This window comes from Streptomyces changanensis (genome assembly GCF_024600715.1).
GTDB classification, from domain to species: domain Bacteria; phylum Actinomycetota; class Actinomycetes; order Streptomycetales; family Streptomycetaceae; genus Streptomyces; species Streptomyces changanensis.
In genome coordinates this window covers 830,977-855,648 of record NZ_CP102332.1, presented here as the reverse complement: position 1 = coordinate 855,648, position 24,672 = coordinate 830,977, and the positions used below count along the sequence as shown (strand labels likewise).

Genomic DNA, 24,672 nt, shown 5'->3' with positions numbered 1-24,672 from the left:
TGGCCCGGACGTCCGGGCGGTCCGGGGCCGTGCCGGGTACGCGTCGGGGCTGGGCCGTGCCCGTGGCGTCGCGGCGTACCGGCTGTGCCGGGTCCGTGGCATCAGGGGGTTCCGGGACCGGGGCCTGTCGGTGGTGCCGGGGCCGGGTCGTCTTCGTGGTGCCGGGGCGGTGCCGGGTGTGGCGGGACCCGTCCGCGCGCCTCCCGCGGCCGTCGGGCAAGCTGGACGGCGCGAGACCACGACGGGAGGCGCGCGTGCGGACAGATGCGGAACGGACGAGCGGGGCGGCCGGCGACCCGCCGACCGGGATCGGGCCCGGGGCCCTGCGCTCCGAGACGCTGATCGTGCTCGCGCTCTCCCTCGGCGCCAGCGCGGTCTCCTCGTTGATCAGCTTCGTCGGATCGCTGACCAGGCCGGGCGGGCTGAAGGAGCAGGCGGCCACCCTCAACGGCTCGTACGCGCCGGGGCGGCCCTGGCTGGACCTCGCCTGGCAGCTGTTCTCCGTGGCCACCGCGCTCGTGCCGGTGGTCCTCGTCGCCCACCTGCTGCTGCGGGAGGGCGCCGGGCTGCGGGCGATCGGCTTCGACCGCCGCAGGCCAGGGCCCGACCTGCGGCGTGGCGCGCTCGTCGCCGCCGGCATCGGCAGCGCCGGCCTCGCCTTCTACCTGGTGGCGCGCGGGATCGGCATCAACCTCACCGTGGTCCCCGAAGCGCTGCCGGCGGAGTGGTGGAAGTACCCCGTGCTGGTCCTCTCGGCGATCCAGAACTCCTTGGTGGAGGAGGTCATCGTCGTCGGCTACCTGCTGCGCAGGCTCGGTCAGCTGGGGTGGTCCCCGATGGCGGCGCTGGTGGCCAGCTCGGTGCTGCGCGGTTCTTACCACCTGTACCAGGGCATCGGAGGGTTCATCGGGAACCTGGTCATGGGAGTGGTCTTCGTGCTGCTGTACCGCCGGTGGGGGCGGGTCGGCCCGCTGGTCGTGGCGCACGCGCTGCTCGACATCGTGGCCTTCGTCGGGTACGGGCTGCTGGCGGGCGAGGTGGACTGGTTGCCCACGGCGCCGTGAGAGCGGGCGGGCCCCGGAACCGGGCGCGTGGCGGGGACCGCGGACCCGGTCGGGGCCCGGTCAGGGGCTGAGGCCGGCCGGCGTGATCAGGGGCTGAGGCCGGCCGGGGGCGCGGGTCGGGCCCCGGGGCCGGCGGGCGGCCGGGGGGCCCGCTTCACTCAGGCGTGCAGCTCGCCGTCGATGACCGTCACGGCCCGTCCCGTCAGCAGGGTGCGGTCGCCGCGCAGTGCCGTGCGGACGACGCCGGTGCGCGCGCCGCCCTGGAGGCCGGTCAGCTCGTCACGGCCGAGGCGGGCCGACCAGAACGGGGCGAGCGCCGTGTGGGCGCTGCCCGTGACGGGGTCCTCGTCGATGCCGACGCGGGGGAAGAAGCAGCGCGACACGAAGTCGTGGCCGGCCGCCAGGTCCGCGGCGCGTGCCGTGGCGATGACGCCGCGCTCGGACAGGTCCGCCAGTGCCGGGAGGTCCGGCGCCAGGCCGCGTACGGCCTCCTCGTCGCGCACCTCCACCAGCAGGTCGCCGATGTGGGCGGCCGTGTCGTGCACGGAGACGAGCTCGGTGCCCAGCGCCTCGGCGAGTCCGGCCGGCGCGGCGACCGGGGTGAGCGTCGACGTGGGGAAGTCCATCGTGAGGGAGCCGTCCTCGGCGGCGGTGGTGGTCAGCACGCCGCAGCGGGCGGCGAAGCGTACGGTCCCGGTGGCGCGGCCGGTCGTGTGCAGCACGTGGGCGGTGGCCAGGGTGGCGTGGCCGCACATGTCGACCTCCGTCACCGGGGTGAACCAGCGCAGCGCCCAGTCCGCCTGGCCGCCGGGCGGCAACGGGTGGGCGAACGCGGTCTCGGAGTGGTTGACCTCCGCGGCGACCCGGCGCAGCCAGGAGTCGTCGGGGAACGCGTCGAGGAGCAGGACGCCGGCGGGGTTGCCGGAGAACGGGCGGTCGGCGAAGGCGTCGACGATTCGGATGCGCATGGGCATGACCGTAGGACGCGTCCCGGGCCGCGGGCCAAGGCCAATCGGCGGCGTCTGGACCGGAGTCCGTCGTGCCGCCCGGTACGGAGCGGGGCCGTCGGCCGCGGCAGCCGGACTTGGCGCCCATGACCGCATCGGATGCCAGGACCGTCCTCCACCTCTCCCTCCCGTCCGCCCGCGACGCCCTGCTGTGGAAGCTCGACGGGCTCTCGGAGTACGACGTCCGCCGTCCGCTCACGCCGACCCGGCACCACTCTCCTGGGCCTGGTCAAGCACGGGGCCGGGGCGGAACCGGGGTACTTGGGCGGCACCTTCGGGCGGCCCTCGGGCGAACCCCTGCCCTGGCTCGACGAGGGCGCCGACGCCAACGCCGACACGGGGGCCACCGCCGACGAGCCGCGTGCACAGGTCGTCGCCCTCCACCGCCGGACGGGGGCGCACGCCGACGCCACGATCGACCCGCTGCCGCTGGACACCGTCGGCGCGGTGCCGTGGTGGCCGGCCGATCGGAACGCGGTGACGCTGCCCCACGCCGTGGTGCGGGTGATCGCCGACACGCACCGGCACGCCGGCCACGCGGACGTCCTGCGGGAGCTGACGGACGGCGCGGGGATGCGGCGGGACCACACCGCCGTGGCGCCGGGGGACGCGGCGTGGTGGGAGGAGTACCGGAAGCGGCTGGAGCACGCCGCCCGGGAGGCGGAGTGGAAGGCCGAACGGGACGGGTGACGGCGGGCGATCGGGCGCCGGGGAGTCCCGGAGGTCCAAGGAAGACGAGGGTTGTCGGACGATGCTTTCCGATATATCGTTGAAGCATCGCGACTGATCAACGATGGAAGGAGCGCATGATGCGTTCACACGATCACGATCATGACCACGGACGCGGGCACGGCCACTGCGGGCCCGGTCACCGCGGCCAGGGCGAGTTCGACGGCCGCAGGGCCGCCTTCGGTCCCTTCGGTCCCGGCTTCGGAGGCGGCCCCGGCTTCGGCGGTGGCCCCTTCGGTGGGCGCGGGCGCGGCGGCGGTCGGGGCAGGGCGCGCCGCGGTGACGTCCGCGCCTCGATCCTGGCGCTGCTCAAGGACCGCCCGATGCACGGGTACGAGATGATCCAGGAGATCGCCGAGCGCAGTGGCGGCGCCTGGAAGCCGAGCCCGGGGTCCGTCTATCCGACCCTCCAGCTGCTGGAGGACGAGGGCCTCATCGAGAGCCGCAGCGAGGGCGGCAAGAAACTCTTCGCGCTCACCGACAGCGGCCGCCAGGAAGCCGAGGCCGCCCCGGAGGCCCCCTGGGAGGAGGCCGGCAAGGGCATCGACTGGGAGGCGATGAACGAGATCCGGCAGGCCGGCTTCGGGCTGCTGGAGGCGTTCGGGCAGGTGTGGAAGACGGGCTCCGCCGAACAGCGGAAGAAGGCCCTGACCGTCATCAACGACGCCCGCAAGCGGCTCTACCTCATCCTGGCCGACGAGGACTGATGCGCGCGCCCCCGGCACGGCCCGGGGGGCGCGTACGCGTACGGCAGCAGGCGCCCCTCCTCCTCCAGGACGAGGGTGGGCGGGTGGCCCCCTCCTGTCGTGGGACGCGCGGATGGTCCCCGGCGGGGACGACCGCGGGCCCCGCGCCTGGTGGGGTGGGAGGGTGCAGCGCTCCACCCCGCCGGCGCCCCGGCGGCCCGCCCGCCGTCGAGCGGAGCCCGAGCCCCCGCTCGCGGCGGCCGGACTCGCCGCCGCCGTCGCCGGTGCCCGGCGCAGGGCCGCGCGGGACGGTGACCGGGAGATCGACACGGCCCACCTCCTGCACTCCCTCGTCGAGTCCGACCCGGACGTGCGCGCCGCCGTCGGGGGAGTGCCCCGCGTGGCGCGCCTCCTGGGGTACCTGGCCCAGCGCGGCATCGGATACGGGCTGCGCTGGCGCCGTTCGGTGGAGGACTCGGCCCCGCCACCCGTCGCTCCCGTCGTGGCCTGCTCGCCCGACTCGTCCCGCTCGCCCGCCGTGCCCACCGCCCCGCCGGGGCCGGGTGCGGCTGGTGGGGCTGGTGGTGCGTTGCCCGGGTGGTCACCCGCCGCCACCGCCGCGCTGGCCGCCGCCTCCGCCCGGGCGGAGGCGCGCGGCGCTTCGGCGCGGCGCCCCTGGACCTCCTCGCCGCGCTGGCCGCTGACCCGCGCTGCCGGGCGGTCGAGGTGCTGACCAGGGCGGGCGTCGACGCGACCGCGCTGTGTGCCCGCCTCGACGCCTCGTCCGCGGAGCCGTCTCAACAGGTGTCACGACCTTTACGCTCCTGACGCCGCCTGCCATCATGTGCCGATGCACGCGTCTCAGGTGAGAAGCGCCGGCCTGGGACTGGCCCTGGTCTCGGCGTTCGCATTCGGTGGATCAGGTGTCGCGGCCAAGCCGCTCATCGAGGCGGGCCTCGACCCGCTGCACGTGGTGTGGCTGCGGGTGACGGGCGCCGCGCTCGTCATGCTGCCCGTGGCCTGGCGCCACCGCGACCTGCCGCGCCGCAAGCCCGCCCTGCTGGCCGGGTTCGGCCTCCTCGCGGTGGCGGGCGTCCAGGCGTTCTACTTCGCCGCGCTCTCCCGCATCCCCGTCGGGGTCGCGCTGCTCATCGAGTACCTCGCCCCGGCGCTCGTCCTCGGCTGGGTCCGGTTCGTGCAGCGCCGCCCCGTCACCCGGGCCGCCGCCCTGGGCGTCGTCCTCGCCGTCGCGGGCCTGGCGTGCGTCGTCGAGGTGTGGGCCGGCCTCCGCTTCGACGTGCTCGGACTCGCCCTGGCCCTCGGCGCCGCCTGCTGCCAGGTCGGCTACTTCGTCCTGTCCGACCAGGGCGGGGACGAGGACCGGCCCGTCGACCCCATGGGTGTCATCGCCTACGGGCTCCTGGTCGGCGCGGCCGTCCTCACGGTCGTGGCCCGGCCCTGGTCCATGGACTGGCGGGTCGTCGCCGGCGGCGCCGACCTCGGCGGCGCGTCCGTGCCCGCGGGCCTGCTGCTCGGCTGGATCGTCCTCGTCGCGACCGTGCTGGCGTACGTCACCGGGGTCGTCTCCGTCCGCCGGCTCTCCCCGCAGGTCGCCGGGGTCGTGGCCTGCCTGGAGGCCGTCATCGCGACGGTCCTCGCCTGGGTGCTCCTCGGCGAGCACCTCACCGCGCCGCAGGTGGCCGGTGGCGCGCTCGTCCTGGTCGGGGCGTTCATCGCCCAGTCGTCCACGCCGAAGGCGCCCTCCGGGCCCGTCGCCGGCTCCGACCCCCTCCCCGACGCCCGGGCCCTGTCCGCCGACTCGCCCCGGGGGTAGGGCCCCGGCCGGCGGTCCTACGCGCGGTCGCGGCGGCGGAGCTGGTGGGCCCGCGCCGCCGCGTCGCCCGGGCCGCCGCGCTCGGCGAGCCCGGCGGCGATGCGGTCCTGCACCGCCTCCGCCTTGTGCCCGGCGTACTTGAACTTGGCCCGCACGTCGGTCACCTCCAGCCGCAGTCCGCGCAGGCCCGCCAGCAGCCGCCCGAAGGGCGCCTCCCCCGCCGCGACCGGGGCGGAGCCGCCCGCCGGCTGGAAGTGGTCGACCTGGCGGCCGAGCAGCTCCGCCTTCTCGGCCGGGTCGTCCACCACCCGTGCCGTGCAGACGAGCTGGACGGCCGCGTACAGCGACGTGGGCGTGCCGTGCTCGGGCGGGGCGCCCTCCGGGGCCGCCCAGGGGCCGGGGACGAACACATAGTCGTCGACGACGCTGAGCACGACGGTCGGCCGGGCCTCCAGCGCGGCCCACAGCGGGTTCGGCCGGGCCAGGTGCGTGACGACCTCGCCGAACGGGCCGGGTTCGGCGTCGTAGCGGAAGTGCAGCGGCTGGACCCACGGCGGCGCACCGGACGGGCCGTTCACCGCGAGCTGGCCGAAGTCGTGGTGGGCGAGCCAGTCCCGCCACTCGGCGTCGTCGCGCGCCGCGTCCCAGGGGTGTATCAGCACGGTGTCCCCCTCACAGAGCGGCGAGGTAGTCGGGGAAGGGCACCGCCGGGTCCAGGTCGGCGTCCGGGAGCGCCGTCCCGTACCGGGTGACCAGGGGGATCACGCCCGCCCAGTGGGGGAGCGCCAGGTCCTCCGGCTCCTCGTTCACCCCGCCCGTGCGGACCTTCGCGGACACCTCCCGGAGATCCAGGCTCAGCACGGCCGTCGCCGCGAGCTCCCGGGCGTCGGCGGGGCGGCAGTCGTACGAGCGGCCCGGCACCACGTGGTCCACGAGCGCGTCGAGCGCGGCCCGCCGCTCCTCCGGGTCCGTCACCTGGTGGGCGACGCCGTGCACCACCACCGACCGGTAGTTCACGGAGTGGTGGAACGCCGAACGGGCCAGTACCAGCCCGTCGACGTGCGTCACCGTCAGGCACACGGGCAGCCCGGGGTCCGTCCCGCCGGCGGCCGTCCCGTCGGGCGTCGCCGTACCGGAGGCCGCCGTCCCGTCGACAGCCGTACCGTCGGCCGCCGTACCGGAAGCGCGGCCCGCCATGCGCAGGGGGCGCGAGCCCGTGGAGCCGTGGACGTACAGCCGCTCGCCGACCCGGCCGTAGAGCGTCGGCAGGACGACGGGCCGGCCGTCGCGGACGAAACCGAGGTGGCAGACGTACCCCTCGTCGAGCACCGCGTGGACCAGGGCGCGGTCGTACGAGGCCTTCGGGCGGCCGCGGGTCGGGACGGTGTGGTCGGTCGGCTCGTACGAACCCCCCGCTTCCGGCGCCCGGGGTGACGTCGAGGCGGTCTCCGGCATTGCGTTCTCCATTGCACTAGTGCATACTGTGGTTTGTGCTAGGAGAGTATCGGATCAGCGGGCGTCGTGCAGCGGAGATCGCGGCCAGCGTGGAGCGCGGGGTCGGCGCGGGTGAGCTCGCGCCGGGCCGACTGCTGCCGCCCATGCGGGAGTTGGCGGCGCAGCTGGGGGTCAACCCGAACACGGTGGCCGCCGCCTACCGGACCCTGCGGGAGCGGGGCGTCATCGAGACCGCCGGCCGCCGCGGAAGCCGGATCCGCCCCCGGCCCGTCACCACCGCGCGGGACGCCGTCCGGATCGACGCGCCCGAGGGTGTCCGCGACGTCGGCCAGGGCAACCCCGACCCGTCCTTGCTGCCCTCGCTCGCCCCCGCGTTGGCCGCCGCCGCGCGCCGGGACGACGAGCACCACGGGCTGTACGGGGAACCGCCCGTCGACCACCGCTTCGCCCGGCTCGCCCGGGCCGCGCTGGACGCCGACGGCGTCCCGGACGGACCCGTCGGCGTCACCTCCGGCTCCCTCGACGCCATCGAACGCGCCCTCGCCGTGCACCTGCGCCCCGGGGACGCCGTCGCCGTCGAGGACCCGGGCTGGGGCAGCATGCTCGACCTCGTGCCGGCGCTGGGGCTGCGGGCCGTGCCCGTCGGCGTCGACGACGACGGGCCGCTGCCGGACGAGGTGGAGCGGGCCCTGCGCGACGACGGCGTCCGGGCCGTCGTCGTCACCGCCCGCGCGCAGAACCCGACCGGGGCGGCGGTCGGCGCCGAGCGCGCCGAGCGACTGCGGGAGGTGCTGTCCCGTCACCCGGACGTGCTGCTCGTCGAGGACGACCACGGCCACGGCTTCGTGGAACAGCCGCTCCACGCGCTGTCCGGGGCCACCGGGCGGTGGCTCTACGTGCGCTCGGTCGCCAAGGCGTACGGCCCCGACCTCCGGGTCGCGACCTTCACCGGCGACCACGCCACCGTCGACCGCGTCCTGGGCCGGCAGCGCCTCGGCCCCGGCTGGGTGAGCCGGCTGCTCCAGCGTGCCGTCGTCCACCTGTGGGAGTCCGGTGCCGTGGACGCGCCGGCCGTCGCGCGGGCGTACGGGGAGCGGCGCGAAGCGCTGATCGCCGCCCTCGCCGCGCGGGGCGTCCGGGCGCACGGCCGGAGCGGGATGAACGTCTGGGTGCCGGTGGCAGACGAGACCGGTACGGCGGCCCGGCTGCTGCACGCGGGGTGGGCGGTGGCGCCCGGCGCCCGGTTCCGCGTGGCCTCGCCCCCGGGCATCCGTCTCACCGTCTCCGGTCTGAGGGGCGACGACATCACGGCGCTCGCCACGGCCGTGGCGGAGGCGGCCGGGCCGATGGCGGTGGGCGTCCACCGCTGAGCCGCGGACGCGGCGCCGGCCCGGCCGCGTGCCTCGCGCCGGCGCAGCGGCCCCGGCGGCCGGCCTGCCGGGCGGGGCGGGCCGCCGCCGGCGGGTGGCGCGGGCCTCACTGTCGGGCGGCGGCCTCGCCGTCGTTCCGTCGCCGGCCGGGGAGTCGGCGGGACGCGGTGTCGGGGCGGGTCTGGGTGAGGGCGGCGCCCGCCAGCACGATCAGCGCCCCGACCGGGGTGTTCCAGGTGAGCGGCTCGTCCAGCAGCGTCACGCCGGCGGCCGTGGCGATGACCGGCGTGAAGTATGTGACCATCTGCCCCGTCGTCGGGCCGACCTCGGAGACGATCCCGTACTGCAGCAGCATCGCGAAGCCGGTACCCAGGGCGCCGAGGGCGACCACGGCCAGCAGTGGGAGCACCGGGAAGGACGACGGCCAGCTCGTGAACAGCGGGGTGACCACCGCCAGCTGGACCGTCGCCAGCAGCAACTGCGCACCCGTGAGGGGCAGATGCGAAGCGCCGCTGCCCGCCAGCGTGCGGCGCACGTAGATCCAGCCGATCGGGTAGCTCAGCGAGGCCAGCAGCGCCATGACCGTGCCGCCGGCGTCGATGCCGGAGAAGCCCTGCCAGGCCCCGAGTACCGTCAGGACGCCGAGGAAACCGAGCCCCAGACCGGCCACCCGGCGGCGCGTGGGCCGGTCCTCCGACAGGGCGACCAGCGACAGGACCATGCCCCACAGCGGCGACGTGGCGTTGCAGATGCCCGCGAGGGTCGAGGGGATCGTCAGCTCGGCGAAGGCGAAGAGCGAGAACGGCACGGCGTTGAGGAAGAACGCCGCCACCGTCAGATGCGCCCAGGTGCGGGCCCCGCGCGGCAACCCCGTCCGCCGCAACGCCATCGCGGCGGCGAGCACGGCCGTACCGAACAGGAGGCGCCCGAAGGTCACCTGGAACGGGGCGTACGCCGACGTGCCGACCCTGATGAGCAGGAAGCTGAACCCCCAGACCACGGAGAGCACCGCCAGCCGGACGCGCCAGTCGACGCGGCGCGCCCGCCGGGGGGCGGGACCGGCGGCCGGACCGCCGGTGGCGGAGGCGGCGGCGAGGGCGGCGGGGGTGGGCCGGTCGGCGGAGGACGGGGTCCGCTGCGGGGGCGTGGTGCTCATGAGGCCACCATGGCCCGGCGAACCACTTAGAACAAGTGAGAATTTATTGATGAGTCTGGTTAGTATTGCTTACATGTTGAACCTGGAGCGCCTGCGGACCCTGGACGCCCTCGCCCGGCACGGCTCGGTCAGCGCCGCCGCCGACGGACTGCACGTCACCACGTCCGCCGTCTCGCAGCAGCTGGCCAAGCTGGAGCGCGAAGTCGGCCAGCAACTCGTCGCCAAGAACGGGCGCGGGGTGCGCCTGACCGACGCCGGGCAACTCCTCGCCGGACACGCGGCGCGCATCCTGTCGCAGGTCGAGCTGGCGCAGTCGGACATCGAGGCCCAGCGGGGCCGCGCCGTGGGGGAGGTGCGGCTCGCCGGCTTCCCCACGGCGGCGCGCGGCCTCTTCCCGCACGCCATCACCGCCCTGCGCGCCGGCCACCCGGAGCTGCGGGTGCGCAGCAGCGAGCGGGAACCCGAGCACGGCATCCGCCAGGTGCTGCGCGGGGACGTGGACATCGCCGTCGTGCTCGACTGGAGCAACAAGCGCCTGCCCGTCCCGGGCGGCCTCGTCCACACGGCGCTCCTCGACGACACGGCCGACGTCGCCGTACCCGCCGACCACCCGCTCGCCGGGCGCGCCGAGGTCGACCTGACGGACCTGGCCGACGACGACTGGGTCTCCTGGCCCGAGGGCGAGTTCTGCTACGAGTGGCTGGTGTTCACCCTGCGCTCCCAGGGCATCGAGCCGCGGATCGCCCACCTCGCGGGCGAGCACCACACGCAGCTGGCGCTGATCCAGGCGGGCCTCGGCGTGTGCGTCACCCCCCGGCTCGGGCGCGGCCCGGTACCGGAGGGGGTCGTACTGATCCCCGTGCGGCAGCGGATGCGGCGGCACATCTACGCCGTGTGGCGCGGCGACGCCGACCGGCGGCCCTCGATCAGGGCGGCCGTCGAGGCGCTGCGGGACGCGGCGGCCGCCGTGGCGGAGTGACCGGCCGGGCCCGCGGCACGGCTTCCCGAGGCGAACGGACGGCTTGGGGCCAGGGCTGGGGCGACGGGACGCCCCGGGCGACGGGCGGGACGGGCGGGACGCCGGGACGGGCCGGGCGAGGGGCCGGGACGGGCCGGACGCCGGGACGGGCCGGGCGAGGGGCCGGGACGGGCCGGACGCCGGGACGGGCCGGGCGAGGGGCCGGGACGGGCGTGGAGCCGGAGCGGACGCCGGGACGGGCCGGGCCGGGCGGCGGAGGATCAGGCCGGGCGACGGGTCGGGCCGGGCCGGGCGACGGGTCGGGGCGGACTCCCGACAGCCGTCCCCGCCGACCGCGTCGACGACGCCGCCCGCCTCCCGCCCCGCCCGGCCGGCCGCCGGAGGCGGGTGCCGGGCGCGGGGACCGGGGTGCCGGGCGCGGGGGGTGCCGTCAGGCGAGCTTGATCGAGTCGCCCTCGACCGTGATCTTCGCGGCCGCCAGCGGTTCCGTCGCCGGGCCCGCCTTCACGCTCCCGTCGGCCGCGTCGAACCGGCTGCCGTGGCACGGGCAGTTGATCACCCCGTCCGTGACGTCCCCCACCGCGCACCCCCGGTGCGTGCACATCGCCGAGAAGGCCCGGAACTCGCCCGCCTTCGGCTGCGTGACGACCACGCCCCGGTCACCGAAGACCCGGCCGCCACCCTCCGGGATGTCCGACGTCCTCGCCAGGACCTGCCCCGCCCCGCCCCCGGCGTCCCGCGCCGGGCCACTGCCCGCGGGGGGCGCGGCCGGCGGCGCCGTCGACCCGCCGTCCGACCCGGCGCACGCCGTCAACGCCGCGGCGAGGCCCGCGCCCCCCGCCGCCGCGACCACGGTCCGCCGCGCCACCGTCCCACCCGCACCCCGTGCCGCCGCCGCTCCGTCCGTCCCGGTCATGCGCCGTTCCTTCCACCTCGACACACCTGGGATCCCCCAGGTCATGCGGATGTACGGAGCCCGGCGCCGCCCCGTTCACCTCCCCAGCGACGACCTCAGGAAGTCCAGCTCCAACCGCAGCTGGTTGCTCACCACCTCCTCCCGCGTCACCGCGTGCGTCACGCCCGGCAGGGGCAGCACGGTGTGCGGCCGTCCGGCGGAGAGCAGCGCGGCGGAGAGCCGCAGCGTGTGGGCGGCGACCACGTTGTCGTCGGCCAGGCCGTGCACCAGCATCAGGGGCCGGGTCAGCCGGTGCGCCTCCGTCAGCAGGGACGACCGGACGTAGTTCTCCGGCTCGACGTCGGGATGGCCGAGGAACCGCTCCTCCCAGTGCGTGTCGTACAGCCGCCGGTCCGTCGGCGCGGCGCCCGCCACCGCGGCGTGGAACACGTCGGGACGGCGCAGGACGGCCCCGATCGCCAGGTAACCGCCGTACGACCACCCCCGTACCGCCACCCGCCGCAGGTCCAGCCCCGGGTAGCGCTCAGCCGCCGCGTGCAGCGCGTCGACCTGGTCCTCCAGCGCCGGGCCCAACCGGTCACCGCGCACCGCGACCTCCCAGGCGCGGCCCCGCCCCGGCGTGCCGCGCCCGTCCGCCACCAGCACGGCGAAGCCCTGCTCGGCGAACCATTGGGCGACGGCGCTCCACCATCCGTGCCCGCACACCGCCAGCTGCATCCCGGGACCGCCGTACGGGCTGAGCAGGACCGGCAGCCGCTCCCCGGACGCGGCGTCGTACCAGGACGGCAGGTGCAGGTGGGCGCGGAGTGCGCGGGCCCCCAGCGACAGGCGGGCGGCCCGGGGGCGGACCGGTGGCCCCTCGGCGAGGACGGCGATCCGGCCCGCCGGCGCACCGTCGCGCAGTACCGTCACCGATCGGCCGTCCGGGGTCAGGCTGTCGAGCACCACGGTGCCGCCGCCGACCGCGGCCGTGTGCACGCCCGGCCGGTCGCTCACCCGACGGAAACCGGCACCGGGACGGAAACCGGCACCGGGACAGGAGCCGGCCTCGGCACGGGAGGCGGTACCAGCACGGGAGGCGGCGCCGGCCCCGGCCCCGGCCCCCGTACGCCCGCCCGCCCCGTCGCCGCCCGCCCCGCCCGCCGCCGGATCGCCCGCCCCGTCGCCGCCCGGACCGCCGTCCGCCGGGTCGTCCGCCCCCTCGTACACCCACACGTGCGTCTCCGTCGGCTCCTCGCTCGCCGTGAAGTACACCCGCTCACCGACCGCCCCCAGCACCTCGCGGACCTGGAGGCCGGGCGGCGACGGGGCGTCGCCGACGCGTATGCCGCGCACGTCGTCCCGGACGTCGGCCACGACGGGGGTGCCGGACACGGTACGCAGCGGCGCGCCCGGGGTGAGGGCCACCCACGCGTCGTCCCGCAGCACGTGCAGCGGCCGTACGTCTCCCGTCTCCGGGTCGGCGCCGAACCACCGCGCGGTGCGCTGGTCACGCGTCTGGAGCTGGGCGTACGGACCGTGGGCGTCCCAGCCGGCGGCGGTCACGTACTCGAACCGCCGGTCCGTCCAGGCGCCCGCGGGGTGCCCGCCCGCGTCGGCCCCGGCGGGCGTCCGCAGCGCCGCGCGGCCGCCGTCGAGACGCAGGACGTGCAGCGTCACCACCGGGTTCGCGGTGCCGGCCGCCGGATAGCGCAGCACGCGCGGCGCCGTCGCCGGGTCCGCCGGGTCGGCGAGGTACCAGCGGGCCACCGGCGCGTGGTCGACGCGCGCCACCAGGAGGGCGTCTCCCGCCGGGGACCACCAGAAGCCGCGCGTCCGCCCGATCGACTCGGCCGACACGTGGTCGGCCAGGCCGTACACGACATCGGCGGACTCCGGCTCGGCGAGCGCCCGGTCCCCGCCGCCGTCCACCGCCACCACGCGCACCGCGCCGCCCGTCACGTACGCCACCAACGACCCGTCGGGGGAGGGGCGCGGGTCCACGACGGGGCCCGCCGTCGGGATCCGCCAGGGAGCACCGCCCCGGGTCCGGACCGCCCACAGCGCCCCGCCGACCGCGAAGACCGCCAGGCGGACCCCGCGGTCCGCGGCGTACCCGACGACGCCCGACGACAGGACGCGGGCCCGCTCGCGGCGGACCCGCTCCTCCTCCGGAAGGGCGTCCTCGCCCGGCCCGCCCAGCCCCGCCGGGTCGGCCAGGAGCCGTTCCCCACCGTCCTCGTACAGCCACAGGCGGCCGACCGGATCGGTGCCCGAACCGGTGCGGACGAACAGCACCCGCTCGCCGTCGGGCGAGACCGTGAAGTGGCCGGGCACCCCCAGGGAGAAACGGCGGGTACGGGCGAACGCACGGGGGAAGTCGGGTAAGGCCGGGAGAGGGGCCGCAGCAGTGGTCTCGGTCATGGTCGCAGCATGCCAGGGGGTGCCGACGGCCGCGGCGGCGAGCGGCGCCGCCTGTGGAAAACCCGATCGATGACGCCCGGGCGGCCACGTAGCCTGGGGGGATGCTTTCCGAAGTCACAGCGATCCGCTACGTCACGCCCTTGCGCGAGGGCGGATCGCTCCCCGGGATCGTCGAGGCCGACGATCTCGGCACGTACGTCATGAAGTTCACCGGCGCCGGGCAGGGGCGCAAGACGCTGGTCGCCGAGGTGATCTGCGGCCGGCTCGGCCAGCGCCTCGGCCTGCGCGTCCCCGACCTGGTCACCATCCAGCTGGACCCGGTGATCGGCCTGGGCGAGCCCGACCAGGAGGTGCAGGAGCTGCTCAAGGCGAGCGGCGGCCTCAACCTCGGGATGGACTACCTCCCCGGCTCCCTCGGCTTCGACCCGCTCGCCTACGAGATGGACCCGGTCGAGGCGGGCCGCGTCGTCTGGTTCGACGCGCTCATCAACAACGTCGACCGGTCCTGGCGGAATCCCAACATGCTCGTCTGGCACGGCGAACCGTGGCTCATCGACCACGGCGCCACCATGATCTGGCACCACAACTGGCCCGGGGCCCAGGCGTCCGCCGCCAAGCCGTACGACGCCTCCGACCACGTCCTCGCGCCCTACGGCCCCGACGTCGCCGCCGCTGCCGCCGAGCTGGCGCCCCGCGTCACCGAGGGGCTGTTGACGGAGGTGGCCGCCGACGTGCCCGACGAGTGGCTGGTCGACGAGCCCGGCTTCGACGGGCCCGACGCCGTCCGCCGCGCCTACGTGGAGGCGCTCCTGCCGCGTGCCGCGACCATCCACGAGCGCGTCACCCTCGGTCGGCGCACCGAGCGCAAAGCCCAGCCGCCCGGCTGGCTCACCGAGCACGCCACCCCGTGGCCCCACACCACCGGCGGCGGGGCCGTCCGGAGCGAGCACCAGAAGGACGGCGGCGAGTGACCCGGAGGGACGTCTTCGAGTACGCGCTGCTGCGCGTCGTGCCGCGCGTCGAGCGCGGCGAGTGCTTCAACGCGGGTGTGGTGGTCTACTGCCGTGCCCGGTCCTTCGTCGCGGCGCGGACGCACCTGGACGAGGCCAGGCTCGCGGCGCTCGATCCCCGGGCCGACGTCGCCGGTGTACGGGCCGCCCTGCGCGCGGTGGAGGGCGTGTGCCGGGGAGGGGACCACGCCGGGCAGGCCGCGCGCGACGACGCGGGTCGCCGCTTCCGCTGGCTGGTCGCCCCGCGCTCCACGGTCGTCCAGCCGGGACCCGTGCACACCGGCCTGACCGCCGACCCGGAGGCCGAGGTCGAGCGGCTGCTCGACCTGCTCGTCCGCTGACGCGCGACCGCCGTCAGCGGGGGCGTCCGGCGACGGCCTGCGGAAACACCCCGGGCCCGTGAGGCGGACGCCCCGACGCGCCGTGGTGGGCGTCCGGGACGGCCGCCGGATGCGCCGCGAGCCTCCGGTTGCCCCAGGCCCCGGGCCGCCCGGAGGACCGTCGCCGGATGCCCCGGGAGACCTTTTGCTGCCCCCGGGGCCGGCCCTGCGCCCCGAGTCGCCGCCGGGGCGCCCCTGAACCGGCGCCCAGCCGCACACGGGGCCGTCGCCGGACTCCCGGCCGCCCTGGACGTCCCAGCCGCCCGGGGACGTCCCGAGGCCCCCACCGGGCACCCCGAGGCCCCCGTCGGGCTGCCCCCCCGAGCCCCGCCCGACGCCCCGGGGGGCCGCCGCGGACACCCCAGGGACCGGCTCCGACCGCCCCCCACCGGGCGGCCCGCTCCGGCGGCGCGTCCTCCGCACCCGCCCGTGGGCCGTTGACACCGGGTGCCAGGGCTTCTAGCGTCTCGTCCAGCTGAAGGTACTAAGCGGTCGCTCACCGCTTCCGCGGACTGCGGGAGGGCGACGACCCCAGGGACTCAAGGGCGAGGAGAACCAGCATGTCCACCACCCAGCAGCGCGTGGCCGTCGTGACCGGAGGGGCGCGCGGCATCGGCGCGGCCACCGCCGTACGGCTCGCGGCCCAGGGGCGCGCCGTCGCCGTCCTCGACCTCGACGAGGCCGCCTGCAAGGACACCGTCGACGCCGTCACCGCCGCCGGCGGCCGGGCGCTCGCCGTCGGTTGCGACGTCTCCGACGCCGCCCAGGTGGAGGCGGCCGTCGCCCGCGTCGCCGACGAGCTCGGTGCGCCGACGGTCCTCGTCAACAACGCAGGCGTCCTCCGCGACAACCTGCTGTTCAAGATGTCCGAGTCCGACTGGGACACGGTGGTGAACGTCCACCTCAAGGGCGCGTTCCTGATGGCCAAGGCGTGCCAGAAGCACATGGTCGACGCGGGCTTCGGCCGGATCGTCAGCCTCTCCTCGTCCTCCGCGCTCGGCAACCGCGGCCAGGCCAACTACGCCGCCGTCAAGGCCGGTCTCCAGGGCTTCACCAAGACCCTGGCCAAGGAGCTCGGCAAGTTCGGCATCACGGCCAACGCCGTCGCCCCCGGCTTCATCGTGACCGAGATGACCGCGCAGACCGCCACCCGCGTGGGCATGGGCTTCGAGGAGTTCCAGGCCGCCGCCGCGACCCAGATCCCCGTCCAGCGCGTGGGCCGCCCCGAGGACGTCGCGAACGCCATCGCGTTCTTCACCGGTGACGACGCCGGCTTCGTCTCCGGCCAGGTGCTGTACGTGGCCGGCGGCCCCCTCAACTGACGCGAAGGACGGACGACGACATGAACGCCAGGGAACTGCCCGAGCCGTCCGGCCGGGTCGCGCTCGTCACCGGCGCCAGCCGGGGCATCGGCTACGGCATCGCGGAGGCCCTCGTCGCCCGCGGCGACCGGGTCTGCATCACGGGCCGCGGCGAGGACGCCCTCAAGGAGGCCGTCGAGCGCCTGGGGCCCGACCGGGCCGTGTACGTCGCGGGCAAGGCCCACGACGAGGCACACCAGGCGCACGCGGTGGAGCGGACCATGGAGGCCTTCGGCCGGGTGGACCACCTGGTCAACAACGCCGGGACCAACCCCGTCTTCGGTCCCATGGCCGACCTCGACCTCGCCGTCGCGCGCAAGGTCTACGAGACCAACGTCATCTCGGCGCTCGGCTTCGCCCAGCAGACCTGGAAGGCGTGGCAGCGGGAGAACGGCGGGTCGATCGTGAACATCGCGTCGGTCGCCGGTGTCGGCGCCTCGCCGTTCGTCGGCGCGTACGGCATGAGCAAAGCGGCCATGATCAATCTGACGCTCCAGCTCGCCCATGAATTCGCCCCTATTGTCCGGGTCAACGCCATCGCCCCGGCCGTTGTGAAAACGAAATTCGCGCAGGCGCTCTACGAGGGCCGCGAGGAGGAGGTCACGGCGGCCTATCCGCTCGGCCGGCTGGGCACCCCCGCGGATATCGGCGGGGCCGCCGCATTCCTGACATCCGGCCAATCCGAGTGGATCACCGGACAGACCCTCATGATCGATGGGGGAATTTTCCTCAATGCCGGAGTCGGCTGAGGCGAATTGCGCCCGATTGGCCGTCTAACGCCTCAAGTGCCCCGCCGGTCCTCCCCGATTGACCTGGCGGGGCGCTGCGGTATGGTCGGCCGACCGTGGCTGAACGAGGAGCGTGTGCACGTGTTCAACCGGACCAGTCTGCAGGTGGCTGCAGCCCTTGCGTCCATATCCCTGCTCGCGGGATGCAGTCTCTTCGGGGACGATGAGGCCGAGGCGGAAAACAAGATCGTCGTGGGCACGACGAGTTCTCCGACCACCCTCGACCCCGCTGCCGCCTGGGACAGCTCGTGGGAGTTGTACCGGAACGTCTTCCAGACCCTGCTGAGCTTTCCGACCGGAAGCACGACGCCCCAGCCGGACGCCGCGGACTGCAAGTTCTCCGACACCGTCAGCAAGGTCTACCAGTGCGACCTGCGCGACGGGCTGACGTTCTCGTCCGGCGCGAAACTCGACGCCGCCGCCGTCAAGCACTCCATCGAGCGGATCCGCACGATCAACGCCGACGGCGGCCCGAGCGGCCTGTTGGGCTCGCTCGAACGGATCGAGACCAGCGGCGACAAGACGGTGATCTTCCGGCTGAAGGAGTCGGACGCCACCTTCCCGTTCGTCCTCGCGACCCCGGCCATGTCGATCGTCGAGCCGGCCTCGTACCCGGCGGGCGAGCTCCGCACCGACGGCAAGGTCGTCGGCTCGGGCCCCTACACGCTGGAGAACTACACCGAGGGCCGGGAGGCGGCACTGGTCAAGAACCCCAGCTACAAGGGGTACGCCGACCGCAAGAACGACGCCGTCACGATCCGCTACTTCGGTGACTCCGAGGCGATGGTCGCCGCGCTGAAGAAGAAGGAGATCGACGCCACCTACCGCGGCCTGACCGCCGAGGAGGTCGTCGACCTGAGCGAGAAGAAGCCCGAGAACGAGGGCCTCCAGGTCGTCGAGTCGACCGGCGCCACCATCCACTACCTGGTCTTCGACCCCCAGGACCCGCAGGCCGGCAAGCCCGCCGTCCGCAAGGCCGTCGCCCAGCTCATCGACCGCGGCGCGCTCGTCGCCAAGGCCTACCGGGGCACCGCCGAGCCGCTGTACTCGATGGTCCCCAAGGGCATCGCCGGGCACACCACCCTCTTCTTCGACCAGTACGGCGACCCGAGCGTCGACAAGGCGCGGAAGATCCTGCGCAAGGCCGGCATCGACGAGCCGGTGAAGCTGACCTTCGGGTACGCCACGGACCGCTACGGCTCCTCGACGGCCGCCGAGTTCGCCGAGATCAAGCGCCAGCTGGAGGCGTCCGGCCTCTTCGAGGTGACCCTCGTCGGCAAGCCGTGGAAGGAGTTCCAGGAGGCGTACCAGAAGGGCGACTACCCGGTCTTCGGCCGCGGCTGGTTCCCCGACTTCCCGGACCCGGACAACTTCATCGCGCCGTTCGTCGGCAAGGAGAACGTCCACAATGCGCCCTACGAGCAGCCGGAGATCACCGACCAGCTGCTGCCCGAGTCGCGCCGCAAGAGCGACCGCGCCGCGGTCACCACCCAGTTCGAGCGCGCGCAGCAGATCCTCGTCGAGGACGTCCGGCTCCTGCCGCTCTGGCAGGGCAAGCTGTACGTCGCGGCCAGCGAGGAGATCGGCGGCGGCGAGCGCGCCCTCGACCCGCAGACGGTCATGCAGATGTGGGAGTTGCACCGCAAGACCAGCTGGTGAGGGCCGCCCGAGGAGGTGGGGGATCGGTTGTCAGTGGCCGCAGGTAGGTTCTGTGGTGGCCAAGCGATCCCACACCGGAGGTTGTTGACGTGACCGACACCGCCATGCTGCCCGAGTCCTGGCGCGGCGTCCTCGGAGACGAGCTGCAGAAGCCGTACTTCGCGCAGCTCACCGAGTTCGTCGAGGAGGAGCGGGCCAAGGGGCCGGTCTACCCGCCGCGCGAGGAGGTGTTCGCCGCGCTCGACGCCACCCCGTACGACAAGGTCAAGGTCCTCATCCTCGGGCAGGACCCGTACCACGGGGAGGGCCAGGGGCACGGCCTGTGCTTCTCGGTGCGGCCGGGCGTCAGGACCCCCCCGTCCCTGCGGAACATCTACAAGGAGATGCAGGAGGAGCTCGGCCACCCGGTCCCGGACAACGGCTACCTCATGCCGTGGGCCGAGCAGGGCGTCCTCCTGCTGAACGCGGTGCTCACCGTCCGCGCCGGCGAGGCCAACTCCCACAAGGGCAAGGGCTGGGAGCAGTTCACCGACGCCGTCATCAAGGCCGTCGCCTCCCGCCCCGACCCGGCCGTCTTCGTCCTGTGGGGCAACTACGCCCAGAAGAAGCTGCCGCTCATCGACGAGACGCGGCACGCCGTGGTGAAGGGCGCCCACCCCTCGCCGCTCTCCGCGAAGAAGTTCTTCGGCTCCCGCCCCTTCACGCAGATCAACAAGGCCATCGCCGAGCAGGGGCACGACCCCGTCGACTGGCGCATCCCGAACCTCGGCTGACCGCGCGGGGCGGGCCGCCCCGTCGCCCCCTCCGACCGCGGGGCCCGCGTATTCCGGCCCCACGCGTTCCCGGGCCCACCGCTACCCCGGCCCGCCGCTCACTCCGGCCTACCGCCTGCCCCGGCCCCCTCGCGTTCCCCGGTCCGGGGACCCGGCGCGAGACGGGCGGGGGCCCCGCACGGGGCGGGCGGGCCGGCGCTGCCGCCGGTCGTGGCGGGCGGCACCCCTCGGCGGCGGCAGAGCGGAGGCGGGCCGTGCCCGGAGGTCCGTCGCCGGGCGACCGCGCCGCCCCCGCTGCCCCCTCCGTCGGGCCCTCCCCGGCACCGCCACGTGACGTACCGACGGCTGCGCGTGACGGCCGTCGGGCCGGGCGCCGGTTAGCGTCGTGGTACGACGACGAGGGAGGCCGGCCACATGGCGGACCAGCGGCAGGGCGCGTCCGACGACGCGGTCATGACCAGCATCGGCCAGGCGACGATGCTGCTGCACGGGGGAGACCGCGAGGAGGCCCGCAACCGCTTCCAGGACCTGTGGGCGCGGATCGGCGCGGACGGCGACCCGCTGCACCGCTGCACCCTGGCCCACTACATGGCGGACGCGCAGGACGACCCGGACGCCGAACTCGCCTGGGATCTGCGGGCGCTGACCGCGGCCGAGCGGATCGACGGGGCGCCCGCGCCGCACGGCACGGCCGCCGCCCTGCGGTGCCTCTACCCATCGCTGCACGTCAACCTCGCCGCCGACTACCTGAGGCTGCGGCGGCCGGAGGACGCCCGCGTCCACCTCGACCGGGCCCGCGCCGCCTCCCACGTCCTCGCCGACGACCGGTACGGAGAGGGCGTGCGGGCCGCCATGGACCGGCTCGACCGCCGCCTGCGCGAGTGCTGACCGGCCGGCGCCCCGTCAGCGCCGGGCGGTCTCCCGGCACCTGCGGGCCTCCTGCCCGCCGGGCCGCCACGCACCGTACCGCTCCGCCAGGCCACACGCGTCCGGCACCCTGACCGCGGTGCGCACGGGCAGGGGCACCGGGAGGACCGCGCGCACGGGTACGCCGGCACGCTTCCGGTGCCCCGGCCCCGCGCGCTCCGTCCCGGCCCCGCCGCGCGGCGCGCCGGGGCGGGCCGCCCCCTCCGTCCGCCGCTGCGCGGTCCACGGCCGGGGCGGGCCGGACGGGGCCGGACGGGCGGCCGGCCGGGGTACCGGGCCGGTGCTCTCCAGGGCCTCGCGGGCCGGGGCCTCGACGACGAGTGGTTCCGGGTCCCGTGTCGGATGCCCGGCGGCGGGCACGTGCGCCGGGCCGGGCGGCGGCGCCACCGACACGCAGCCGGACACGGCCGTCACCGCCACCGCCACGCCGAGCAGGACCCGGGCCCGGAGCGTCGACGCGCCGCCGGGCCCGCCGCCTCCGCCCGCGCCCACCCCGACCGCCGTCGCTCCCGCACCCGCCTCGACTCCCGGCCCGGCCCCCGACGTCCCCGTACGCCTTCCTCGTCCTCGCACCGGGCCACTGTGGGGGCCGCCGCTCGGGGGCGCACCCCGCTACCGGCGGTTATGGCCCACACGAGTGAACGCCGCCCGGACGGTCGACGCCGGACCGCCTCCGCACCGACGGGTCTCCTGCCACGGGTGCCCCGACGGGTCGCCCCCCCCGGGCGCGGCGCCGGTCACCGGTCTGCCCGCCCCGACGTCGAGCCGGCCGCCCGCCTGCGCCCCACAGATCCGCCCGCCCCGGTGCCGAGCCGGCCGTCCGTCTGCGCCCCACAGGTCCGCCCGCCCCGGTGCCGAGCCGGCCGTCCGTCTGCGCCCCACAGGTCCGCCCGCCCCGGTGCCGAGCCGGCCGTCCGTCCGTGACGCACAGGTCCGCCCGCCCGGTGCCGAGCCGGTCACTCGCCGGCAGCGCCGTCGATCCGCTCGCGGATCAGGTCGGCGTGCCCGTTGTGACGGGCGTACTCCTCGATCATGTGGGTGTAGATCCAGCGCAGGTTGTGCGCGGTACCGGTGCGGTGCCGCTTCGCGCCCACGGCGTCGAGGGACGGTGTCGCGGCCGCCAGCTCCCTGGCGCGGGCGATCTCGCCCTGCCAGGTGGCGTACGCCTCCTCCCAGGTGTCGTCCTCGGCCGGGTGCCAGTCGCCGTCCGGGTCGGCCTCGGTGCAGTAGATGTGCGGCACGTCCTCGCCTGCCAGCACCCGGCGGAACCAGCCGCGCTCCACCTCCGCCAGGTGGCGGACGAGGCCGAGCAGCGACAGGTCGGAGGGCGGTACGGAGGTCTCCCGCAGCTGTTTGCCGTCCAGTCCCGCGCACTTCGCGGCGAGCGTGGCGCGATGGAACTCGAGCCAGCCCTCCAGCATCTCCCGCTCGCCGGCCAAGCCGTCGGGCCTTTCCCGTTCATCGGTTGTCATGTCCCGCATCCTGCCCCGGATCCGGCCCGTCCAACGGCCGTCCCCCGACGGGGTGGTGGCGCCCGGCCGGCGACCGCCCTCGACGGGCCGTCACGGCCGCCGGAGGATCGTCCCGCACGCGCACGTATGCTGCCCGGGTCGGACGCCACCACGTGAGAGGAGACCCCCGTGAGGGTCGGCTGCATCGGACTCGGCGACATCGCGCGAAAGGCCTACCTCCCGGTGCTCACCACGGTGCCCGGTGCCGAACTGCACCTCCAGACCCGCACCCCGGCCACCCTGGAGCGGGTGGGGGACACGCACCACGTACCCGCGGACCGCCGTCACACGGACCTCGACGGGCTGCTCGCCGCCGGGCTGGACGCGGCGTTCGTCCACGCCCCGACCGCCGCGCACCCGGAGATCGTCACGCGGCTGCTGGAGGCGGGCGTCCCCACGTACGTCGACAAGCCCCTCGCCTACGAACTCGACGCGTCGCGCCGCCTCGTGGACCTCGCCGACCGGCGCGGCGTCTCCCTCGCCGTCGGCTTCAACCGGCGCCACGCCCCCGCCTACACCCAGTGTGCCGACCACCCGCGCGACCTGGTCGTCATGCAGAAGAACCGCGTCGGCCTCCCCGAGGACCCGCGCACGTTCGTCCTCGACGACTTCATCCACGTCGTCGACACCCTGCGGTTCCTGCTCCCGGGGCCGGTCGAGCACACCGACGTGCGCGCCCGCGTCCGCGACGGCCTCCTGCACCACGTCGTGCTCCAGCTCTCCGGCGAGGGCTTCACCGCCATCGGCCTGATGAACCGGATGAGCGGTTCCACCGAGGAGGTCCTGGAGGTCTCGGGGCAGGACACCAAGCGGCAGGTCCTCAACCTGGCCGAGGTCGTCGACCACAAGGGGCAGCCGTCCGTGCGGCGGCGCGGCGACTGGGTGCCGGTCGCCCGGCAGCGCGGCATCGAGCAGGTCGTGCTGACCTTCCTGGACGCCGTCCGGGCCGGAAGGACGCTCGACGCCCACGACGCCCTGCTCACCCACGAGCTGTGCGAGCGGGTGGTCCGGGCGGTCGTGGAGCAGACCGCCGCCTGACGGCCCCCAGGGCGGCGCCCGCCAGGACGGCCCCCGCCGCCCACAGCGGCCAGTCCCCGAACCGTACGTACGGTGTCGTCCCGGTGGCCAGCGGCACGTCGTGGACGGCGGCGGCGCTGCGGTCCGTACCGAGCGGGGCGCCGATCCGCGCGCCGTCCGGGCCGTACACCGCGCTCACACCGGTCAGCGTGGCGTGCACCACCGGCCGGCCCGTCTCCGCCGCGCGCAGCGCGGCCAGCGACGCGTGCTGCTCCGGCGCCCAGCTCTCCTGGAACGTCGACGTCGCCGACTGGGCCACGAGCACCTCGGCGCCCGCCCGCGCCAGGTGCCGGCTCATGTCGGGGAACGCCGACTCGAAGCAGACCAGCGGGCCCACCGCCAGGCCCGGCCCGGAACCCGCCGCGACCGTCATCACGACCTGCTCCGCACCCCGCCGCCGGTCCTCGTCCGCGGCCCGGCCGACCGACGTCGCCCATCCCAGCACCGACCGCAGGGGCACGTACTCGCCGAACGGCACCAGCCGCATCTTGTCGTACCGGTCGCCGGTGGGGCCGTCCGGTCCCACCAGGACGCTGCTCTTGTAGATGCCCGGCAGGTCGGAGCGGCGGGCGTCGACGTTCACCAGGAGCTCGGCGTCCACGTGCCGCGACAGCGCCGCGAGACGGGCGGCGAGGTCCGCCCGAGCCGACAGGTCGGCGCCCACGCTGCTCTCGCCCCACACCACCAGGTCCACGTCCCGCCCGGCCAGGGTCCGGGTCAGCGCCTCCTCCCGCGCGAACCGCCGCTCGGGTCCGCCCGGCCCGTCGACCACACCCGGCTGGACCACCCCGATCCGCGCACGCCCCACCGGCGCGGGTGCCTCCAGCCAGGCCCACACCGAGCCCACGGTGACCGCGCACACCACCAGCGCCGCCACGGCCGGGCCCCGTACGGAGGGCACCGCCACGAGCAGGGCCACCGCGGTGTTGACCGCCACCACCAGCAGCGTCACGAGCCACACCCCGCCGAGCGCGGCCACCCGCAGCGCCGGCGCGACCTCCCACTGGCTGGCGCCCAGCAGCCCCCACGGCCCGCCGAGGCCCTCCCACGACCGCACCATCTCGACCATGAGCCAGCCGGACGGCACCACCGCACACGCGGCGACCGACCGGCCTGGAGAGTGCTCCGCCCGGCGCAGCGCCCACCACGCGAGCAGGCCCCACGGCGCCCACAGCAGCGCCAGCAGCGCGGCGAGCGCCAGGATGAAGACGTGCAGGCTCGGTACGAGCCAGTGGTGCACGGCCAGCACGAACCCCGCGCCGCCGAGCCACCCGTCGAGGGCCGCGCGCCGCCCGCTCGGGGCCGTCCGGAGGAGCAGGAGCCACGGCACCAGTGCCCCGTACGCCCACCACCACAGCGAGGGCGCCGGGAAGGCGAGCGCGGGCAGCGCGCCCGCGGCCAGCGCGGCCACCCCGCGCCCCCACCTCCGCCGTCGTGACGGCGGCGTGCGCACGGCCACTGCGCCGTCTCCGGTCGGCAACCGCATCTCGCGCCTCCTCGCCCGGAGTGGGGAACCAGGACTCCAGTGTGGCGGAGGAGATCAGTCCGGGACCAGAGCGCCGGGCAGGGCGCGCCCCCGACAGGAGA

The 24,672-nt window shown here is 75.7% G+C and carries 21 protein-coding genes and 2 pseudogenes; 15 read left to right on the top strand and 8 right to left on the bottom strand.

The features are described from left to right. Window positions 1-308: 308 nt before the first annotated feature. Window positions 309-1,064 (top strand): CPBP family intramembrane glutamic endopeptidase, encoded by a 756-nt coding sequence (locus NRO40_RS03695; RefSeq protein WP_107115041.1) that lies wholly within the window; start codon window positions 309-311, stop codon window positions 1,062-1,064. Between the two features lie 158 nt (window positions 1,065-1,222). Here NRO40_RS03695 and NRO40_RS03690 read toward each other — a convergent pair whose 3' ends face one another. After that, on the bottom strand, window positions 1,223-2,032 hold the full coding sequence (locus tag NRO40_RS03690) for a PhzF family phenazine biosynthesis protein (RefSeq protein ID WP_058941294.1): 810 nt from the start codon (window positions 2,030-2,032) through the stop codon (window positions 1,223-1,225). A gap of 125 nt (window positions 2,033-2,157) precedes the next feature. On the opposite strand from NRO40_RS03690, the pseudogene NRO40_RS03685 reads away from it, so the two are divergent. The 4 genes and pseudogenes from NRO40_RS03685 (at window position 2,158) to NRO40_RS03670 (ending at window position 5,320) form a co-directional block, all read left to right on the top strand. Continuing rightward, window positions 2,158-2,761 (top strand): annotated as a pseudogene (locus NRO40_RS03685) (DinB family protein). 119 nt (window positions 2,762-2,880) lie between these two features. Beyond that, complete coding sequence (locus tag NRO40_RS03680) at window positions 2,881-3,507, top strand: PadR family transcriptional regulator (RefSeq protein WP_058941295.1); 627 nt, start codon at window positions 2,881-2,883, stop codon at window positions 3,505-3,507. Window positions 3,508-3,670: 163 nt separating this feature from the next. Then, window positions 3,671-4,314, top strand: a pseudogene (locus tag NRO40_RS03675) (Clp protease N-terminal domain-containing protein). A gap of 22 nt (window positions 4,315-4,336) precedes the next feature. After that, window positions 4,337-5,320 carry an EamA family transporter gene (locus tag NRO40_RS03670; RefSeq protein WP_058941296.1) on the top strand — a complete coding sequence of 328 codons (984 nt, stop codon included), beginning with the start codon at window positions 4,337-4,339 and terminating at the stop codon, window positions 5,318-5,320. A gap of 17 nt (window positions 5,321-5,337) precedes the next feature. Here NRO40_RS03670 and NRO40_RS03665 read toward each other — a convergent pair whose 3' ends face one another. Then, entirely contained in the window at window positions 5,338-5,982 is a 645-nt protein-coding gene (locus tag NRO40_RS03665) for an FMN-binding negative transcriptional regulator (protein ID WP_058941233.1), read from the bottom strand. 10 nt (window positions 5,983-5,992) lie between these two features. After that, window positions 5,993-6,787: a pyridoxamine 5'-phosphate oxidase family protein gene (locus tag NRO40_RS03660; RefSeq protein ID WP_058941234.1), complete on the bottom strand. Its 795-nt coding sequence runs from the start codon at window positions 6,785-6,787 to the stop codon at window positions 5,993-5,995. 23 nt (window positions 6,788-6,810) lie between these two features. Between NRO40_RS03660 and NRO40_RS03655 the strand changes: the two genes are divergently transcribed. Continuing rightward, a complete protein-coding gene (locus NRO40_RS03655; RefSeq protein WP_079046904.1) occupies window positions 6,811-8,145 on the top strand; it encodes an aminotransferase class I/II-fold pyridoxal phosphate-dependent enzyme in 1,335 nt (444 codons plus the stop codon). 106 nt (window positions 8,146-8,251) lie between these two features. Here NRO40_RS03655 and NRO40_RS03650 read toward each other — a convergent pair whose 3' ends face one another. Continuing rightward, window positions 8,252-9,301, bottom strand: coding sequence for a DMT family transporter (locus tag NRO40_RS03650; RefSeq protein ID WP_058941236.1), 1,050 nt, complete (start codon window positions 9,299-9,301; stop codon window positions 8,252-8,254). Window positions 9,302-9,374: 73 nt separating this feature from the next. On the opposite strand from NRO40_RS03650, the gene NRO40_RS03645 reads away from it, so the two are divergent. Continuing rightward, complete coding sequence (locus NRO40_RS03645) at window positions 9,375-10,280, top strand: LysR family transcriptional regulator (RefSeq protein ID WP_058941237.1); 906 nt, start codon at window positions 9,375-9,377, stop codon at window positions 10,278-10,280. A gap of 430 nt (window positions 10,281-10,710) precedes the next feature. Here NRO40_RS03645 and NRO40_RS03640 read toward each other — a convergent pair whose 3' ends face one another. Together NRO40_RS03640 and NRO40_RS03635 are read right to left on the bottom strand one after the other, a co-directional pair. Further along, on the bottom strand, window positions 10,711-11,196 hold the full coding sequence (locus NRO40_RS03640; RefSeq protein ID WP_058941238.1) for a Rieske (2Fe-2S) protein: 486 nt from the start codon (window positions 11,194-11,196) through the stop codon (window positions 10,711-10,713). A gap of 75 nt (window positions 11,197-11,271) precedes the next feature. Further along, on the bottom strand, window positions 11,272-13,599 hold the full coding sequence (locus tag NRO40_RS03635) for a S9 family peptidase (protein ID WP_058941239.1): 2,328 nt from the start codon (window positions 13,597-13,599) through the stop codon (window positions 11,272-11,274). 101 nt (window positions 13,600-13,700) lie between these two features. Here NRO40_RS03635 and NRO40_RS03630 point away from each other — a divergent pair, with 101 nt between their 5' ends. The 7 genes from NRO40_RS03630 to NRO40_RS03600 all read left to right on the top strand — a co-directional run bounded on the left by NRO40_RS03630 (window position 13,701) and on the right by NRO40_RS03600 (window position 20,458). Continuing rightward, a complete protein-coding gene (locus NRO40_RS03630) occupies window positions 13,701-14,570 on the top strand; it encodes a HipA family kinase (RefSeq protein WP_058941240.1) in 870 nt (289 codons plus the stop codon). Continuing rightward, the gene (locus NRO40_RS03625) at window positions 14,567-14,950 is read left to right on the top strand and encodes a DUF3037 domain-containing protein (RefSeq protein ID WP_058941241.1); all 384 of its coding nucleotides are present in this window, start codon (window positions 14,567-14,569) and stop codon (window positions 14,948-14,950) included. The genes NRO40_RS03630 and NRO40_RS03625 overlap by 4 nt, the downstream gene beginning before the upstream one ends. 599 nt (window positions 14,951-15,549) lie before the next feature. Further along, window positions 15,550-16,311, top strand: coding sequence for a 3-oxoacyl-ACP reductase FabG (gene fabG, locus NRO40_RS03620; RefSeq protein ID WP_058941242.1), 762 nt, complete (start codon window positions 15,550-15,552; stop codon window positions 16,309-16,311). A gap of 20 nt (window positions 16,312-16,331) precedes the next feature. Then, entirely contained in the window at window positions 16,332-17,099 is a 768-nt protein-coding gene (locus tag NRO40_RS03615) for an SDR family oxidoreductase (protein ID WP_058941243.1), read from the top strand. Window positions 17,100-17,219: 120 nt separating this feature from the next. Then, window positions 17,220-18,797 carry an ABC transporter substrate-binding protein gene (locus tag NRO40_RS03610; RefSeq protein WP_058941297.1) on the top strand — a complete coding sequence of 526 codons (1,578 nt, stop codon included), beginning with the start codon at window positions 17,220-17,222 and terminating at the stop codon, window positions 18,795-18,797. Between the two features lie 89 nt (window positions 18,798-18,886). Then, window positions 18,887-19,570: a uracil-DNA glycosylase gene (gene ung, locus NRO40_RS03605; RefSeq protein WP_058941244.1), complete on the top strand. Its 684-nt coding sequence runs from the start codon at window positions 18,887-18,889 to the stop codon at window positions 19,568-19,570. A 414-nt stretch (window positions 19,571-19,984) separates the two neighbouring features. Next, a complete protein-coding gene (locus NRO40_RS03600) occupies window positions 19,985-20,458 on the top strand; it encodes a hypothetical protein (RefSeq protein WP_257375325.1) in 474 nt (157 codons plus the stop codon). Window positions 20,459-21,453: 995 nt separating this feature from the next. Here NRO40_RS03600 and NRO40_RS03595 read toward each other — a convergent pair. Beyond that, entirely contained in the window at window positions 21,454-21,969 is a 516-nt protein-coding gene (locus NRO40_RS03595; RefSeq protein ID WP_058941246.1) for a DinB family protein, read from the bottom strand. Window positions 21,970-22,137: 168 nt separating this feature from the next. On the opposite strand from NRO40_RS03595, the gene NRO40_RS03590 reads away from it, so the two are divergent. Next, window positions 22,138-23,046 carry a Gfo/Idh/MocA family protein gene (locus tag NRO40_RS03590; RefSeq protein ID WP_058941247.1) on the top strand — a complete coding sequence of 303 codons (909 nt, stop codon included), beginning with the start codon at window positions 22,138-22,140 and terminating at the stop codon, window positions 23,044-23,046. Here the strand turns inward: NRO40_RS03590 and lnt are convergent. After that, window positions 22,988-24,571, bottom strand: a complete 1,584-nt coding sequence (lnt, locus tag NRO40_RS03585) for an apolipoprotein N-acyltransferase (RefSeq protein WP_058941248.1) — start codon at window positions 24,569-24,571, stop codon at window positions 22,988-22,990. The genes NRO40_RS03590 and lnt overlap by 59 nt on opposite strands. Between the last annotated feature and the right edge of the window lie 101 nt (window positions 24,572-24,672).

What these genes read in the sequence shown, in the direction of transcription:
- NRO40_RS03690 (WP_058941294.1), bottom strand. Translation starts at nt 2,032, where the DNA reads ATGCGCATCCGAATCGTCGACGCCTTCGCCGACCGCCCGTTCTCCGGC.
- NRO40_RS03680 (WP_058941295.1), top strand. Translation starts at nt 2,881, where the DNA reads ATGCGTTCACACGATCACGATCATGACCACGGACGCGGGCACGGCCAC.
- NRO40_RS03670 (WP_058941296.1), top strand. Translation starts at nt 4,337, where the DNA reads ATGCACGCGTCTCAGGTGAGAAGCGCCGGCCTGGGACTGGCCCTGGTC.
- NRO40_RS03660 (WP_058941234.1), bottom strand. Translation starts at nt 6,787, where the DNA reads ATGGAGAACGCAATGCCGGAGACCGCCTCGACGTCACCCCGGGCGCCG.
- NRO40_RS03650 (WP_058941236.1), bottom strand. Translation starts at nt 9,301, where the DNA reads ATGAGCACCACGCCCCCGCAGCGGACCCCGTCCTCCGCCGACCGGCCC.
- NRO40_RS03645 (WP_058941237.1), top strand. Translation starts at nt 9,375, where the DNA reads ATGTTGAACCTGGAGCGCCTGCGGACCCTGGACGCCCTCGCCCGGCAC.
- NRO40_RS03640 (WP_058941238.1), bottom strand. Translation starts at nt 11,196, where the DNA reads ATGACCGGGACGGACGGAGCGGCGGCGGCACGGGGTGCGGGTGGGACG.
- NRO40_RS03635 (WP_058941239.1), bottom strand. Translation starts at nt 13,599, where the DNA reads ATGACCGAGACCACTGCTGCGGCCCCTCTCCCGGCCTTACCCGACTTC.
- NRO40_RS03630 (WP_058941240.1), top strand. Translation starts at nt 13,701, where the DNA reads ATGCTTTCCGAAGTCACAGCGATCCGCTACGTCACGCCCTTGCGCGAG.
- fabG (WP_058941242.1), top strand. Translation starts at nt 15,550, where the DNA reads ATGTCCACCACCCAGCAGCGCGTGGCCGTCGTGACCGGAGGGGCGCGC.
- NRO40_RS03615 (WP_058941243.1), top strand. Translation starts at nt 16,332, where the DNA reads ATGAACGCCAGGGAACTGCCCGAGCCGTCCGGCCGGGTCGCGCTCGTC.
- NRO40_RS03600 (WP_257375325.1), top strand. Translation starts at nt 19,985, where the DNA reads ATGGCGGACCAGCGGCAGGGCGCGTCCGACGACGCGGTCATGACCAGC.
- NRO40_RS03595 (WP_058941246.1), bottom strand. Translation starts at nt 21,969, where the DNA reads ATGACAACCGATGAACGGGAAAGGCCCGACGGCTTGGCCGGCGAGCGG.
- lnt (WP_058941248.1), bottom strand. Translation starts at nt 24,571, where the DNA reads ATGCGGTTGCCGACCGGAGACGGCGCAGTGGCCGTGCGCACGCCGCCG.